This window comes from Stenotrophomonas sp. YAU14A_MKIMI4_1, from assembly GCF_003086855.1.
Taxonomy (GTDB): domain Bacteria; phylum Pseudomonadota; class Gammaproteobacteria; order Xanthomonadales; family Xanthomonadaceae; genus Stenotrophomonas.
Genome location: NZ_CP025998.1, coordinates 1,524,442 through 1,539,447 on the forward strand (window position 1 = coordinate 1,524,442; position 15,006 = coordinate 1,539,447).

Sequence of the window (15,006 nt, forward strand, 5' to 3'; positions counted from 1 at the left end):
CACCGCGTGTCCTGGCCAAGCCCCCGGCTTTGGCCCCTGCCACACAGGAAACCCACACCGGCAAGCGACAAACGCTTTCACCTCACCTCCGCACTCCTTCCCCTACCGTCCCGTATGGCACTGACCACCGCCATGACGAGACGATGACCGACCAGCCCCCGCGCGACGACGCTCCCACCGACCCGCCCCCCTCAGCCAGCGAGGACAAACCCTCGCCCCTGAAGAATCCCAAGGTCCGCTGGACCCTGGCGATCATCGGCATCGTGGTCGCCATCGCACTGATCATCTGGCTGGTCTACCACCTGCGCGTAGGCCGCTACCTGCAGGACACCAACAACGCCTACCTGCAGGCCGACGCCGTCGCCGTCGCCCCGCGCATCAACGGCTACGTCACCGACGTCCTAGTGCAGGACAACCAATGGGTGAAGGCCGGGCAACCGCTGCTGCGCATCGACCCGCGCACCTACCGCGCCACCCTGGACCAGGCCGAAGCGGTGATCGCCGTGCGCCAAGCCGATATCGCCGCCGCCACCGCCGGCGTGCAGGGCCAGCAGTCCAGCCTGCTGCAGGCGCGCACGCAACTGGTGGCCGCCAGCGCCTCACTGCGCTTCGCCCGCGCCGAACTGGCCCGCTTCACACCGCTGGCCGCCAGCGGTGCCGACACCCATGAACACGTGGAAAGCCTGCGCCACGACCTGGAACGCGCACAGGCGCAGCACGATGCGGCCAAGGCGCAGATTGCCGGCGCGCAGAGCCAGATCGAAGCCAGTCAGGCCCAGCGCGAACAGGCCGAGGCCGCGCTGAAGCAGGCCCAGGCCGACGCCGCCCAGGCCCGCGTGGCCTTCGAAGACACCGAACTGCGCGCGCGCATCGACGGTCGCGTTGGCAACAAGACCGTGCAGGTGGGCCAGTTCGTGGCCGCCGGTACCCGCACCATGACCGTAGTGCCGGTGGCCGCGCTGTACCTCAGCGCCAACTTCAAGGAAACCCAGGTGGGCCTGATGCGTGCCGGGCAACCCGCCGAGATCAAGGTCGATGCGCTGCCGGGCACCACCCTGAAGGGCACGGTGGAAAGCATCTCGCCGGGCACCGGTTCGCAGTTCGCGCTGCTGCCGCCGCAGAACGCCACGGGCAACTTCACCAAGGTCGTGCAGCGCGTGCCGGTGCGCATCCGCGTGGATGCCGGTGCCGAGGCGCGCAAGGTGCTGGTGCCGGGCATGTCGGTGGAGGTGACCGTGGACACCCGCAGCGCGAAGGACGATGCCGAGCGCAGCCGCGACGAAGCCGAGGCCCGCGGCGCCCGATGAACGCTGCAACCGCACCCGCCGCACCCGCTGCGGAAGGCAAGGCCGATGCCGCAGCGTGGCTGGCCGTGGCTGCCGGCACGATCGGCTCGTTCATGGCCACGCTGGATATCTCCATCGTCAACGCCGCACTGCCCACCATCCAGGGCGAGGTCGGCGCCAGCGGCACCGAAGGCACCTGGATCTCCACCGCCTTCCTGGTCTCGGAAATCGTGATGATTCCGCTCACCGGCTGGTTCGTGCGCACGCTCGGCCTGCGCACCTTCCTGCTGATCTGCGCCACGCTGTTCACCGCGTTTTCGGTGATGTGCGGTCTGGCCGATTCACTGCCGATGATGATTGCCGGACGCGTAGGGCAGGGCTTCGCCGGTGGCGCCCTGATTCCCACCGCGCTGACCATCGTCGGCACCCGCCTGCCGCCGAAGCAGCAGCCGCTGGGCACCGCGCTGTTCGGCATGACCGTCATCCTCGGCCCGGTGATCGGGCCGCTGCTGGGCGGCTGGCTGACCGAGAACGTCAGCTGGCACTACGCGTTCTTCATCAACGTGCCGATCTGTGCCGGACTGGTCGCGCTGCTGCTGCTCGGCCTGCCGCACGAAAAATCGGACTGGGGTGGCCTGCTGCGCGCCGATTGGCTGGGCATCCTGGGCATGACCGCTGGCCTGTCCGCGCTGACCGTGGTGCTGGAAGATGGCCAGCGCGAGCGCTGGTTCGAATCCACCCTGATCGTGGTGCTCAGCATCGTCTCGCTGCTCGGCTTTGCCCTGCTGGCGGTCTCGCAGTTCACCAGCAAGGCTCCGGTCATCCGCCTCAACATCCTGTTCCAGCGCAGCTTCGGCGCCGTGTTCGTGATGGTGATGGCGGTCGGCATGATCCTGTTCGGGGTGATGTACATGATCCCGCAGTTCCTGGCGATCATCGCCGGCTACAACACCGAACAGGCCGGCTACGTGCTGCTGCTGGCCGGCCTGCCGACCATCCTGCTGATGCCGTTGATGCCGAAGATGCTGGAAACGGTGGATGTGCGCATCATGGTGTTCGGCGGCATGCTGTGCTTTGCAGCGGCCTGTTTCGTCAACCTGGGCCTGAGCCCTGACAGCATCGGCCCGCACTTCGTGGTCGGCCAGCTGCTGCAGGGCTGCGGGCTGGCGCTGGCGATGATGGCGCTGAACCAGGCCGCCATCACCTCGGTGCCGCGCGAGTACACCAGCGATGCCTCGGGCCTGTTCAACGCCGCGCGCAATCTGGGCGGCTCGATCGGCCTGGCGATCATTTCCACCTTCCAGGAGCGCCGGACCACCCTGCATGTTGATGCCATCGGCAGCAGCGTCACCGCCAATTCCACCGTGGCGCAGGACGCGCTGCACGCCTACGGTCAGCAGCTGGGCGATGCCGGACAGGCCGTGGCCGTGCTGGCGCAGACCGTGCAGATGCAGGCGATGGTGATGGCCTACAACGATCTGTTCTGGATCTTCGGCCTGATCGTGGTGCTCACCTTTCCCCTGGTGTTCCTGCTCAAACCCCTGCCCAAGGGCGTTCCCCTGGCCATGCACTGATGACTTCGACTTCCTTGCCCGTTCCGTTCCGCCTGCGACACCTGTGCCCGGCCCTGCTGCCGCTGCTGCTGGCCGGCTGCATGCTGGGGCCCGATTACGTGAAACCGGAGCTGGCCGGCAACGCCACCGCGCAGGCACAGCTGCACCGCGCCGCACAGGCCGGCGTGCAGCCGGCTACGCCCCCCAGCCAATGGTGGCGCGCGCTGAATGATCCGCTGCTGGACCAGCTGGTGAACGAGGCGCTGCGCAACAGCCCCGACCTGCGTGCCGCGCAGGCCAAGCTGCTGGCCTCGCGCGCGCTGCAGCGCCAGCGCCGTGCCGAACAGCTGCCATCGGTCGGCGCCGCCGCCGGCTACGCCAACATCAAGGCGCCCGATTCGCTGGAAAACAGCGTGCGCGGGCTGGGCGAGAACATCGCCGGCGTGGCAGAAGCCAACGGCCGCCCACAGGAAGCCGCGCAGCTGCGCCAGCAGTTTGCCGATCTCGATCTGGACACCGAACTGTACGTGGCCGGCTTCGATGCCAGCTGGGAACTGGACCTGTTCGGGCGCCGCCGCCGTGCGGCCGAACAGGCCGCCGCCGAGGCCGAGGCCAATGCCGCCGCGCTGGCCGACGCGCAGGTGCAGCTGGCTGCCGAGCTGGCCCAGGTCTATCTAAGCTTCCGCAGCAGCCGCGAACGCATTGCCCTGGCCGAAGACAACCTGCGTGCGGCCGAGCAGAGCCTGCAGCTGACCCGGCAACGTCGCCAGCGCGGCGCCGATTCGGACCTGCAGGTCGAGCGCGCGCAGGCGCAGCTGCAACAGCAGCAGGCCACGCTGCCGCCGCTGCGCGCCCAGGCCGATGAAGCACGCGATGTACTGGCGCTGATGGTGGGGCGCGAACCGGGCGCGCTGGATGCGCGTCTGGCCGTCGACCAGCCGCTGCCACGCCTGCCCGTCAGCGTGCCAGTGGATGACGCGGGGGCGCTGATCCAGCGCCGGCCTGACGTGCGCAAGGCCGAGCGCGAGTTGGCCGCCTCGTCCGCGCAGATCGGCCAGGCCCTGTCCGCCTACTTCCCGCAGGTGACCCTGCTGGGCACCATCGGTGCCGGCGCGACCTCGGCATCGGACCTGGGACGGGATTCGGCGGCCACCATCGTCGCCCCGTTCCTGCGCTGGTCGCTGTTCGATTTCGGGGTGAACAAGGCACGGGTGGCGCAGGCCCGCGCCGGCAACCAGGCGCGTCTGGCGGCCTACGAAAGCAGCGTGCTGGCGGCCCTGCAGGACGCCAACACCGCGCTGGCCCGTTTCGGCGCGGCGCGCGAGCAGCTGCAGGCCAGCGAACGGGCGCAGGCCTCGGCCGAGCGCTCGCTGGCCCTGATGACCCAGCGGCGCCAGGCCGGGGCGACCTCGCAGATCGACCTGCTGGACGTGCAGCGCCAGCGCCTGCAGGCCCAGGACGGCGCCGCGCAGGCGCGTCTGCAGCTGCTGGTGCGCTACGTGGCGCTGCAGAAGAGCCTGGGCCTGGGCTGGCAGGAAGCGCCGCCGGTGGCCGCGCGTTGATGTTTTCCGCCGGGCATGGCCCGGCGCTACCGTGCTGCCCGGCGGGCCTCCCGCCGCCCGCCACACCCCGTCATACCGCCATCGCCCCCCGGCCGGTAGAATGGCCGCCGCTGTCCACCGCCCGCTCCCGGAGCCCCCATGCCCGTTGAAGCCCAGCCGGAAGCCGCCGCCGTTGATACGGCCAGCGCGTCCGGCTATCTGTCCATTCGTGATCTGCGCAAGGAATTTGATGGCTTCATCGCCGTCGACGACGTCAACCTGGACGTGCGCAAGGGCGAGATCTTCGCCCTGCTCGGCGGATCGGGCAGTGGCAAATCGACCCTGCTGCGCTGCCTGGGCGGTTTCGAAACGCCCACCAAGGGCAGCATCACCCTGGATGGCCAGCGCCTGGACGCGCTGCCGCCGTACCAGCGGCCGGTCAACATGATGTTCCAGTCCTACGCGCTGTTCCCGCACATGACGGTGGAACAGAACATCGCCTTCGGCCTGAAGCAGGACGGCCTGGACAAGGCTGCCATCGCCAGGCGCGTGGGCGAGATGCTGGAACTGGTGCAGATGGGCCACCTGGGCAAGCGCAAGCCGCACCAACTGTCCGGCGGCCAGCAGCAGCGCGTGGCGCTGGCGCGGTCGCTGGCCAAGGGGCCCAAGCTGTTGCTGCTGGACGAACCGATGGGCGCGCTGGACAAGAAGCTGCGCTCGCAGATGCAGCTGGAACTGGTCAGCATCATCGAATCGTCGGGCGTGACCTGCGTGATGGTCACCCACGACCAGGAAGAGGCCATGACCATGGCCACCCGCATCGCGGTGATGGATGCCGGCTGGATCCAGCAGGTCGGCAAGCCCGACGAGGTCTACGAACAGCCGGCCAACCGCTTCGTGGCCGGCTTCATCGGCTCGGTGAACCTGTTTGACGGGGTGATCGACGAGGATCTGCCCGAGTACGTGACCGTGCGCTCGCCGCTGTTCCCGGCGCCGGTCTACATCGCCCATGGCATCACCTGTTACGAAGGGCAGCCGGTCGCGTTCGCGCTGCGCCCGGAAAAGGTGATGATCGGCAAGGACGAGCCGGAAGGGCACACCAACAAGGCGCAGGGCGTGATCGAGGACATCGCCTACTTTGGCAGTCACTCGGTGTACCACGTGCGTCTGCCCAGTGGTGCCAAGGTGCTGGCCAACTTCGCCAACTCGCAGCGCTGGGCCAGCGATGGCCTGACCTGGGGCGATCAGGTCTGGGTGCACTGGCGCGACAACGACGGCGTGGTGCTGACCTCATGAGCACGGCAGGCTTGAAGCGCTGGCTGCCGGGCACGCGTGCCACGGTCATCGGCATTCCCTACCTGTGGCTGCTGCTGTTCTTCGCGGTGCCGTTCCTGATCGTGCTGATGATCAGTTTCTCGCACAGCCGGGTCGGCTCGCCGCCGTATACCTGGCTGCTGCAGTACGTCGATGGCGCGTTCTCGCTGAAGCTGAACCTGGAAAACTACCTGGCGCTGTTCCGCGATTCGATCTACGCCCAGGCCTTCCTCAGTTCGATCAAGATCGCGGCGATCTCCACCTTCCTCACCCTGCTGATCGGCTATCCGATGGCCTATGCCATCGCCCGCCTGTCACCGGCCGCGCGCAACGTGGCGATGATGCTGGTGGTGCTGCCGTCGTGGACCTCGTTCCTGATCCGCGTGTATGCCTGGAAGGCGATCCTGGACCGCAACGGCCTGCTCGACCAGTTCCTGCAGTTCACCGGCCTGCAATCGCTGATGACCCACATGGGCCTGCCCAAGCTGCAGCTGATCGATACGCCGACCGCGGCCTACATCGGCATCGTCTACTGCTACCTGCCGTTCATGGTGCTGCCGTTGTACGCCAACCTGGTCAAGCATGACCACCGCCTGCTGGAAGCGGCGTACGACCTGGGCGCCAAGCCCTGGCAGGCGTTCCTGCGCATCACCCTGCCGTTGTCGAAGGCGGGCATCATCGCCGGCTGCATGCTGGTGATGATTCCGGCGGTGGGTGAATTCGTGATTCCGGAAATGCTGGGCGGCTCGGAAACGTTGATGGTCGGCCGCCAGCTGTGGAACGAGTTCTTCAACAACCGCAACTGGCCCGGTGCCTCGGCCATGGCGGTGGCGATGATCGTGCTGCTGCTGGTGCCGATCCTGTGGTTCAACCGTTCCCAGCAGCGCCTGCTGGAAGGGAAGCAGGCATGAGCCCGCGTACCGCCAAGGGCCTGGGGCTGGGCGTGCTGCTGCTCGGCTTCGCCTTCCTGTACCTGCCGATCCTGTTGTTGATGTTCTATTCGTTCAACAGCTCGCGGCTGGCAATGGTCTGGGCCGGGTTTTCCACCCGTGCCTACGGCGATCTGTTCGCCGACCGCGCGCTGATGGAGGCGATGTGGACCAGCCTGGTGGTGGCGTTCTGGACCGCCTGTACCGCCACCGTGCTGGGCACGCTGGCAGCGATGGTGATGACCCGCTTCAAGCGCTTCCGTGGCAAGCCGGTGTTCGGTGCGCTGGTCACCGCGCCGTTGGTCATGCCCGATGTCATCCTGGGGTTCTCGCTGATGGCCCTGCTGGCTTCGATGGGCGCCATTCCCGGCTTCCCGGCCCGTGGCCTGGCCACCATCTGGATCGCGCACGTCACCTTCACCCTGTGCTTCGTCACCGTGGTGGTGTCCTCGCGCCTGCAGGAAATGGATCTGTCGCTGGAAGAAGCGGCGATGGACCTGGGCGCCAGCCGGCTGACCGTGTTCACCCGCATCACCCTGCCGATCATCGCCCCGGCGCTGGTGGCCGGCTGGCTGCTGGCCTTCACCCTGTCGCTGGATGACGTGGTGGTGGCCAGCTTCGTCGCCACGCCCGGTTCGACCACGCTGCCGATGAAGGTGTTTGCCTCGGTGCGCATGGGCATCAGCCCGAAGATCAATGCCCTGGCCACCCTGCTGGTATCGGCAGTGTCGATTGCTGCAGTGATTGGCTGGTACATCAATGCGCGTGCGGAAAAGCGCCGCCAGCGCGACCTGCAGCTGGCCCGCCAGGACAACGGCTGAGGCCGCAGCCACGCCCGGCTCACGGGCGGCGGCGCACAATGGGGGTCACCCTGATGGAGACCCCCCATGACCGTCGAGATCGTCGATCCGGCCACCGGCCAGGTGACCTACCGCCATGAACTGATGGGCGCTGCCGATATCGAGCAGCGCCTGCAGGCCGCCGCCGATGCCTTCCGCGGCTGGGCCCAGCGGTCGCTGCAGGAGCGCGGCGCCATCCTGCGCCAGATCGCCGCGCAGCTGCGCAGCCGTCGCGACGACCTGCAGCAGGCGATGACCCACGAGATGGGCAAGCTCAAGGCCGAGGCGCTGGCCGAAGTGGACAAGTGCGCTGCGGCCTGCGAGTACTACGCCGACCACGCAGCGGATTACCTGAAGCCGCAGCTGATCGACACCGAAGCGCAGCGCAGCTACGTGCGCTACGAGCCGATCGGCTGCGTGTTCGCGGTGATGCCGTGGAACTTCCCGATCTGGCAGGTGTTCCGTTTCCTGGCGCCGGCGTTCATGGCCGGCAACGTGGCCCTGCTCAAGCACGCCAGCAACGTGCCGCAGTGTGCCGACCTGATCCTGGCGGTGTGCCGTGACGGCGGCCTGCCGGACGGTGTGTTCGACGTGCTGCACATCGACAACGACCAGGCCGCCGAGGTACTGCGCGATGCGCGGGTCAAGGCCGTTACCCTGACCGGCAGCGAGCGGGCAGGGCGCTCCATCGCCTCCAATGCCGGCAGCCAGCTGAAGAAATCGGTGATGGAACTGGGCGGCAGCGATGCCTTCGTGGTGCTCGACGATGCCGACCTGGACAAGGCGGTGGCGGCGGCAGTGAAGTCGCGCTTCGACAACAGCGGCCAGACCTGCATCGCGGCCAAGCGCTTCATCGTGGTGGATGCCGTGGCCGACGAATTCACCCGCCGCTTCGTGGAAGCAGCGGGGGAGCGGCAGTACGGCGATCCCGATGCGCGTGGCACGACGCTGGCGCCGATGGCGCGTGCCGACCTGCGCGATGAGCTGCACAAGCAGGTGCAGGCCAGCGTGGCCAAGGGCGCGCGCGTTCTGTTGGGTGGCGAACCGATTGCCGGCACGCACGCGGGTTACCCGGCCACCGTGCTGGACCAGGTGGGTCCGGGCATGCCGGCCTACGACGAGGAACTGTTCGGGCCGGTGGCGGCGGTGATCCGCGTGGCCGATGAGGACGAGGCACTGCGCGTGGCCAACGACACCCGTTTCGGCCTGGGCGGCAGCGTGTGGACGCGCGATCCGGTGCGCGGCGAATCCTTCGCCCAGCGCATGGAATGCGGCGCCGCCTTCGTCAATGCCATCGTCAAGAGCGATGCGCGGCTGCCGTTCGGCGGCAGCAAGCAGTCCGGCTTCGGCCGCGAACTGGCCGACCACGGCATCCATGAGTTCATGAACATCAAGACCGTCTACGTGGCCTGATACCCCGCTTCTGTAGAGTCGAGCAAGCTCGACTCTACTGGAGCGACAAGAGCCACGACCAACGGTCGTGGCCTACCATTTTGGTGGGTATCGACCGTTGGTCGATACGGGTCACAACCATTTGGCGCGCTTGAACAACCGGTACAACCCCACGCACACCGCGCCCACGCCGACGATCATCAACGGGTAGGCCCACGGCTGGTTCAACTCAGGCATGTGGCTGAAGTTCATGCCATACCAGCTGGTGATCAGGGTCGGCGCGGCCAGCAGCGCTGCCCATGCACCCAGCCGCTTCACCGTTTCGCCCTGCGCCAGCGTCACCAGCGACAGGTTCACGCTCAGCGCGGTGCCCAGCATCTCGCGCAGGGTGTCGATCACATCGCTGATGCGCACGGCGTGGTCGTGCACGTCGCGCACATACAGCTTCACTTCGTCGGGAATCAGATCGCCCTGGTAACGGCGCAGCTGGGCCAGCACATCCTGCAGCGGCGCCACCGCCATGCGCATCTTGTTCAGTTCGCGCTTGAGCTCGTACAGCCGCACCACCGTGCTGCGCTTGTAGCTCTCGGCGAAGATGTCCTTCTCCAGCAGCTCCAGTGTGTCGCGGAAGCGATTGGTGATGGGCAGGTAGTTGTCCACCACGAAGTCGGTCACCGCATACAGGCAGTACGAGGGGCCCATCTTCAGCAGCTGCGGCTCGCGCTCCACGCGGGCGCGCACCGGGGCGTAGGACAGCGACGCACCGTGGCGCACGGTCACCAGGAAGCGCGGGCCCAGGAAGGCATGGGTTTCGCCGTACTGGATGCGCTCGTCCACCATCTGCGCGGTGGTCACCACCACGAACAGGGAATTGCCGTAGGCCTCGACCTTGGGCCGCTGGTGCGCGTTGCGTGCGTCTTCGATGGCCAGGTCATGCAGGCAGAATTCTTCCTGCAGTTTCAGCAGCACGGCGTCGGCCGGATCGTACAAACCCACCCAGACGAAGCCGTTGCCACTGGCGATCACATCGCTGATCGCATCCAAGCTGATGTCGTGGCGGATGCCCTGGTCATCGTAGTGAACGCAGTTGATGACACAGGCGGGGTTGGCCGAAGCGGCCGTGGAAGCAGGGGCGGGCAATGACATGCCCGCCATCGTGCGTCACTGCGCCGTGTGGGACAAGTGAGGACGACGCCCCAGCACCCAGGCCAGGGCCACATGCACCGGCAGCAGCAGGACAATCCACTGCACGTTGTACTGCGCCTGCAGGCTCAGCCAGTGCAGTACCAGTGCGGCCACCGACTGTACGGCGAGCAGCCACAGCACCACGCTGAACACGCGACCCGGCACGCGCCTGCGCAGCAGGGCGATGGCGCCGGGCAGCAGCAGCACCGCCAGCGGCGACAGCAGCAGCAGGTTGCGGTTGGCCCAGGCGGCGTAGTGGATGCTGAAGCCCCACAGGAACACCAGCAGGCCGCCGGCAATCGTGCACAGCAGCCACAGCGGCAGGGCCAGGCCGGCCAGCAGGCGCGGGCGCTGGCGCAGGGCCACGATGCCCGCGGCGGCCAGCAGGCCACACAGCAGCCACGGCCACCAGCGTCGCGGCGATTCCTTCGGTTCGGCGGCAATGCGGTGCGGCAGCAGTTCCTGCTCGCTCTGCACCAGCGGGCGGCCATCACTATTGCGTACCTGGCGCAGGGCATCGGCCAGGCGCATCGGCACGAACGCTTCCTGCCAGCGCGACAGCGGCTGGTCGGCAAACGGACCCAGGCCGATGTCGAAGCCCAGCCACATCCACGGTGCCGGCGAGGCCAGGCGCACCGATTCACTGCGGTAAGTGTTGCCGCGCGAGCGCCCCGACAGCTGCGCATGCAGGCCGCCACCCAGGGTCTTGTCCAGGGTGTCGCGCACCATGGTGGCGCAGTTGGCGGTGTAGTAATCGTAGTGGTAGCGCGCGTTTTCCGGCTTGGCCCGCTCGGCCAGTCCATCGGCCAGGGCCCGCGCCTGGTCCGGGCGCAGGTCCAGCCACTGCACGCTGGCCCCGCGTCCGGTCTCGTCGTAGTAGGACAGGTCCTGCTGCAGCGGCAGCGCCACCAGGTAGTACATCATCTCGCCGCGCACGAAGCGGCTGATGAAATCCTGTTCGGACGGATCGAAATAGCCGAAGTTGTAGGACGTGGCCGCACCACTGACCGGGTCCAGCACCACGATGGCGTCGTGGCCGAAGCGTTCGAAGAACACCGTGCCCGGCTGCATGGTCACCACGCCGATACGCGGCGGCGGTGCGTCCGCAGCCACCGCGGAATCCGCGGCGGCCTGCGCGAAGGCCGACCTTGGCAATGCCAGGGCCAGGGCCAGCGTGCACAGCGCCAGCCATGCCAGCATCAACAGGCCGCGGCGCTTCAAGCGTCGTCCTGCGCGTCCGGCGGCAGCACGGTCACATGGAAAGCCTGCACCCGGCGCGCGTCGGCCCGCGCCACGCGGAACATGAAGCGGTCCAGCGCCAGTTCGTCGCCCACTTCCGGCAGGTGGCCCACGGCCTCGGTCACCAGGCCGCCGATGGTGTCGTAGTCCTCATCGGAGAACGTGGCACCAAAGCGCTCGTTGAAATCGCCGATCGGGGTCAGCGCGTCCACCACGTACTGGCCATCGGCCTGGATGGCGATCTGCGCCGAGGGGTCTTCGGCTTCATCGTGCTCGTCGTCGATCTCGCCGACGATCTGTTCCAGCACGTCTTCGATGGTGACCAGACCGGCCACGCCACCGTATTCGTCCACCACCATCGCCATGTGGTTGCGCGACAGGCGGAATTCCTTCAACAGCACGTTGAGCTTCTTGGCCTCGGGAATCAGCACCGCCGGCCGCAGCAGTTCGCGCACGTTGGCCGGGCCGTTGTCGGCCACCACGCCGCGCAGCAGGTCCTTGGCCAGCAGGATGCCAAGGATGTCGTCTTTGTTCTCGCCATGCACCGGGAAGCGCGAATGGCCGGATTCGACCACCTGCTTCATCAGTTCCAGGAAGGGCGCCTCGACCGGCAGCGAGACCATCTGCGAACGCGAGATCATCACGTCGCCCACGGTCAGCTCGGCCACCGAAATGGCGCCTTCCATCATCTTCAGGGTATCGGCGGCGATCAGCCCTTCGTCCTGTGCGGTGTGCAGCACGGCCACCAGCTCGTCGCGGGTGTGGGGTTCGCCGGAGAAGGCGGCCGTCAGGCGTTCCAGCCAGCCGCGCTTCTTTTCATTGGGCTCCTGCGGGGAGCTACTACTGTCGTCTTCAGACATCTCTGGAAAAAGGGCACCCGGAAACCCGGGCGTTGGCCCCAGTCTAGCAGGATGTGGGGGCCTTTCAGTGACCGCTGGCCGCGTCGCCGGGGGCCTCGTCTTCGGCCGGCAGGTCCAGGCTGTAGGTGCAGCCGGCCAGGGTCCTACCGGGGTGGCTGGCCACCGTGGACACGCTCAGGATGATCGATTCGATCTGCGCCTCGCCGGTCTTCGGGTCGGTGACATCGCGGCTGACCACTTCGCGGCCGGCCATGAACTTGCCGCCCTGGTCGAAACCGGTTTCCAGCGACAGGCGGGTGGCCAGCGGGTGCGGGTCGGCCTGGTCCAGCACGGCCATCACGCTGGCCCCGGCCACCGCGATATGGTCGGTCTGCTGCCCGAACACGGTGATCGGGTTGGCCAGGCGGAACTCGGTCATGAACTGGTTGGCCTGCGGCAGCGGCTGCAGGCCGTTGGCCACGGCCTTCAACGGGTCGGCCAGCAGCGGCGCCAGGGCGGCATGGTCGGCCACTCCCTGGCGGCATTCGATCAGTGCGGGCAGGTCCAGCGGTGCCGCCGAGGCGGTGGCGGCAACAGAGGCAAGCAGCAGGGGCAGGGCAGTACGCAGCAGCACAGGCAGAGGGTCCGCGATGGAGGATGCCCGGCCATGGTAGCGGCCGGACCCCGTCATGTCCGCAGGGCTCAGCCCTGCGGCGCGCGGCCGAGCAGGGTCTGCGCACGCCGCAGCGTACGCCGCGCCAACGCGCGCAGTGCCATCAGGGGCAGGGTCAGCATGACCGCGACCATGGCCAGATGGACCAATTGCATCGTCTGGCTCAGTGCGATCTGCAGTACACCCGGCTGCAGCAGCCAGGCCGGCACGTCCGCGGCGTCGATCCGCTTGACCGCGGTTACGTAGACCGCGGCAAGCACGAACAGCGCGCACAGCTGGGTACGCGTGGCGTGGAAGAACGACAGGCTGCTGCTGGCCCGCCCCAGGCGATGCTGCATCACCACGCGCCAGCACACCGGCGCGGAGAACGCGCCGATCAGGACCAGCACCATCGTCGTGGCCCACAACGTGGGCGTACTGCTGGCCGATCCTGGACCGCCCAGCAGATGCGGCCCCACATTGCCCAGCACCACAGCGGCCAGCAGGCTGGCCGGGCAGACCAGGGCCAGCGTACGCAGCAACCAGTGCTGTCCATCCGGGTGGCGGGCACTGACCCGGCGCAGCACGTTGGCGGCCACGACCAGCAGCAGGGCAAAGATCGCACTTCCGGCCAGGAACGGCCCCATGTCGCCCATCATCATCCTTGTCTCCGGGGTGGTTGCCGCTGCAGGGTAGCGCGATCGGCGGCTCAGCGCTCGCCGGCGTAGGGATCCTCGATGCCCAGCTCGGCCAGAATCTCGCGCTCCAGCTGTTCCATCGCCTCGGCTTCCTTGTCGTCTTCGTGGTCCCAGCCCAGCAGGTGCAGCACGCCGTGCACGGTCAGGTGCGCGTAGTGCGCGTTCAGCGCCTTGCCCTGTTCGTCGGCCTCGCGCGCCACCACCGGTGCGCAGATCACCAGGTCACCCAGCAGCGGGAACTTCACCCCCTTGGGCAGGCCTTCGGGCAGCTCGGCGGGGAAGCTGAGCACGTTGGTGGCGTAGTCCTTGCCACGGTAATGGCGGTTCAGCGACTGCCCTTCCTTGGCGTCGACCACGCGGATGGCCAGGTCGGCTTCGCGGATGCGGCCCTTCAATGCCGCCGCCACCCATCTGCGGAAACTGACGGCGGCCGGCAGGCCGGTGCGGGGCAGCGCATAGCTGATGGCGACATCCAGTCGCACGGGACCTTTGGTCATGGGGTGGCTCCGGGTTGAATCTGGTGCAGGTCGCGGCGGTCGTAGGCACTGACGATGCGGGCCACCAGCGGGTGGCGCACCACGTCGCGCGCTTCGAAGAAGGTGAAGCTGACGCCGTCAACGTCACGCAGCACGTCGATGGCATCGCGCAGGCCCGACTTCACGTGCTTGGGCAGGTCGGTCTGGGTCAGGTCGCCGGTCACCACCGCAGTGGAGCCAAAGCCCAGGCGGGTCAGGAACATCTTCATCTGTTCGATGGTGGTGTTCTGCGCCTCGTCCAGGATCACGAACGCATCGTTCAGCGTGCGCCCGCGCATGTAGGCCAGCGGCGCGATCTCGATCACGTTCTTTTCCAGCAGCTTGACCACTTTTTCCACGCCCAGCATTTCGTACAGGGCGTCGTACAGCGGGCGCAGGTAGGGATCGACCTTCTGTGACAGGTCACCGGGCAGGAAGCCGAGCTTCTCGCCGGCTTCCACCGCCGGGCGCACCAGGATCAGCCGCTGCACGCGCGATTCGTTCAGCGCTTCCACCGCACTGGCCACGGCCAGGAAGGTCTTGCCGGTGCCGGCCGGGCCGATGCCGAAGTTGATGTCGTGGGTGGTGATCTGGTGCAGGTAGCGGGCCTGGTTGGCGCCGCGGCCACGCACGGTGCCACGCTTGACCTTGATCGCCACCTCCTGCGCTTCGTACGCGCGCTCGGCGATCTGGTCCAGGTTGGCCTTGGCCAGGCGCAGATGGATGGCGTGGTTGTCGAAGGTGGTCTCGGCCGTCTCGGCGTACAGCGCTTCAATCAGCTTCTGCGCTTCGGCGGTGGCTTCGTCGCGGCCGCTGATGCGGAACACGAAGCCGCGGTTGGCGATCTCCACGCCGAGCTTCAGCTCGATCTGGCGCAGGTGCCCATCGAAGGGGCCGGACAGGTTGGCCAGTCGCTCGGTGTCTTCCGGCGACAGGGTGAAATCTCGATGCTCGATGCTTTTCATTGCAGAGGGTGGGGCGGGTTCGCCGTCCACCGCGGTGGGTCAGGGAAGACAAGGGTAGC

At 67.6% G+C, this 15,006-nt stretch carries 13 protein-coding genes and 1 pseudogene; 7 read left to right on the forward strand and 7 right to left on the reverse strand.

Features of this window, described 5'->3' with window-relative positions:
* Positions 1-206: 206 nt before the first annotated feature.
* From C1931_RS06955 to C1931_RS06985, 7 genes and pseudogenes are all read left to right on the forward strand, one after another.
* A pseudogene (locus C1931_RS06955) lies at positions 207-1,307 on the forward strand (HlyD family secretion protein); the annotation flags it as partial.
* Positions 1,304-2,860, forward strand: a complete 1,557-nt coding sequence (locus C1931_RS06960; protein WP_108749138.1) for a DHA2 family efflux MFS transporter permease subunit — start codon at positions 1,304-1,306, stop codon at positions 2,858-2,860. The pseudogene C1931_RS06955 and the gene C1931_RS06960, both read left to right, overlap by 4 nt.
* On the forward strand, positions 2,860-4,401 hold the full coding sequence (locus C1931_RS06965; protein ID WP_108755830.1) for an efflux transporter outer membrane subunit: 1,542 nt from the start codon (positions 2,860-2,862) through the stop codon (positions 4,399-4,401). Before C1931_RS06960 ends, C1931_RS06965 begins: the two co-directional genes overlap by 1 nt.
* A 138-nt stretch (positions 4,402-4,539) precedes the next feature.
* Positions 4,540-5,676, forward strand: coding sequence for a polyamine ABC transporter ATP-binding protein (gene potA, locus C1931_RS06970; protein WP_108755831.1), 1,137 nt, complete (start codon positions 4,540-4,542; stop codon positions 5,674-5,676).
* A complete protein-coding gene (locus tag C1931_RS06975; RefSeq protein WP_108755832.1) occupies positions 5,673-6,605 on the forward strand; it encodes an ABC transporter permease subunit in 933 nt (310 codons plus the stop codon). Before potA ends, C1931_RS06975 begins: the two co-directional genes overlap by 4 nt.
* Positions 6,602-7,444, forward strand: a complete 843-nt coding sequence (locus C1931_RS06980) for an ABC transporter permease subunit (protein WP_108752663.1) — start codon at positions 6,602-6,604, stop codon at positions 7,442-7,444. Before C1931_RS06975 ends, C1931_RS06980 begins: the two co-directional genes overlap by 4 nt.
* Positions 7,445-7,510: 66 nt before the next feature.
* The gene (locus C1931_RS06985) at positions 7,511-8,875 is read left to right on the forward strand and encodes an NAD-dependent succinate-semialdehyde dehydrogenase (RefSeq protein WP_108755833.1); all 1,365 of its coding nucleotides are present in this window, start codon (positions 7,511-7,513) and stop codon (positions 8,873-8,875) included.
* A gap of 111 nt (positions 8,876-8,986) precedes the next feature.
* On the opposite strand, the gene C1931_RS06990 is transcribed toward C1931_RS06985, so the two are convergent.
* The 7 genes from C1931_RS06990 to C1931_RS07020 all read right to left on the reverse strand — a co-directional run bounded on the left by C1931_RS06990 (position 8,987) and on the right by C1931_RS07020 (position 14,947).
* The gene (locus C1931_RS06990) at positions 8,987-10,009 is read right to left on the reverse strand and encodes a magnesium and cobalt transport protein CorA (protein WP_108752665.1); all 1,023 of its coding nucleotides are present in this window, start codon (positions 10,007-10,009) and stop codon (positions 8,987-8,989) included.
* 6 nt (positions 10,010-10,015) lie between these two features.
* The gene (locus tag C1931_RS06995) at positions 10,016-11,260 is read right to left on the reverse strand and encodes a DUF4105 domain-containing protein (RefSeq protein ID WP_108755834.1); all 1,245 of its coding nucleotides are present in this window, start codon (positions 11,258-11,260) and stop codon (positions 10,016-10,018) included.
* Positions 11,257-12,138: a transporter associated domain-containing protein gene (locus C1931_RS07000; protein WP_108749147.1), complete on the reverse strand. Its 882-nt coding sequence runs from the start codon at positions 12,136-12,138 to the stop codon at positions 11,257-11,259. Before C1931_RS07000 ends, C1931_RS06995 begins: the two co-directional genes overlap by 4 nt.
* A gap of 64 nt (positions 12,139-12,202) precedes the next feature.
* A complete protein-coding gene (locus C1931_RS07005) occupies positions 12,203-12,748 on the reverse strand; it encodes a hypothetical protein (RefSeq protein ID WP_108757685.1) in 546 nt (181 codons plus the stop codon).
* A 71-nt stretch (positions 12,749-12,819) separates the two neighbouring features.
* A complete protein-coding gene (locus tag C1931_RS07010) occupies positions 12,820-13,431 on the reverse strand; it encodes a hypothetical protein (RefSeq protein WP_159095452.1) in 612 nt (203 codons plus the stop codon).
* A 47-nt stretch (positions 13,432-13,478) separates the two neighbouring features.
* On the reverse strand, positions 13,479-13,964 hold the full coding sequence (gene ybeY / locus C1931_RS07015) for an rRNA maturation RNase YbeY (protein WP_108755836.1): 486 nt from the start codon (positions 13,962-13,964) through the stop codon (positions 13,479-13,481).
* Entirely contained in the window at positions 13,961-14,947 is a 987-nt protein-coding gene (locus C1931_RS07020) for a PhoH family protein (RefSeq protein WP_108752669.1), read from the reverse strand. The genes ybeY and C1931_RS07020 overlap by 4 nt, the downstream gene beginning before the upstream one ends.
* Positions 14,948-15,006 lie beyond the last annotated feature (59 nt).

Coding starts and splice junctions, on each gene's coding strand:
- potA (WP_108755831.1), top strand. CDS start 4,540: ATGCCCGTTGAAGCCCAGCCGGAAGCCGCCGCCGTTGATACGGCCAGC.
- C1931_RS06975 (WP_108755832.1), top strand. CDS start 5,673: ATGAGCACGGCAGGCTTGAAGCGCTGGCTGCCGGGCACGCGTGCCACG.
- C1931_RS07000 (WP_108749147.1), bottom strand. CDS start 12,138: ATGTCTGAAGACGACAGTAGTAGCTCCCCGCAGGAGCCCAATGAAAAG.
- C1931_RS06965 (WP_108755830.1), top strand. CDS start 2,860: ATGACTTCGACTTCCTTGCCCGTTCCGTTCCGCCTGCGACACCTGTGC.
- ybeY (WP_108755836.1), bottom strand. CDS start 13,964: ATGACCAAAGGTCCCGTGCGACTGGATGTCGCCATCAGCTATGCGCTG.
- C1931_RS06980 (WP_108752663.1), top strand. CDS start 6,602: ATGAGCCCGCGTACCGCCAAGGGCCTGGGGCTGGGCGTGCTGCTGCTC.
- C1931_RS06990 (WP_108752665.1), bottom strand. CDS start 10,009: ATGGCGGGCATGTCATTGCCCGCCCCTGCTTCCACGGCCGCTTCGGCC.
- C1931_RS07010 (WP_159095452.1), bottom strand. CDS start 13,431: ATGATGATGGGCGACATGGGGCCGTTCCTGGCCGGAAGTGCGATCTTT.
- C1931_RS07020 (WP_108752669.1), bottom strand. CDS start 14,947: ATGAAAAGCATCGAGCATCGAGATTTCACCCTGTCGCCGGAAGACACC.
- C1931_RS06985 (WP_108755833.1), top strand. CDS start 7,511: ATGACCGTCGAGATCGTCGATCCGGCCACCGGCCAGGTGACCTACCGC.
- C1931_RS06960 (WP_108749138.1), top strand. CDS start 1,304: ATGAACGCTGCAACCGCACCCGCCGCACCCGCTGCGGAAGGCAAGGCC.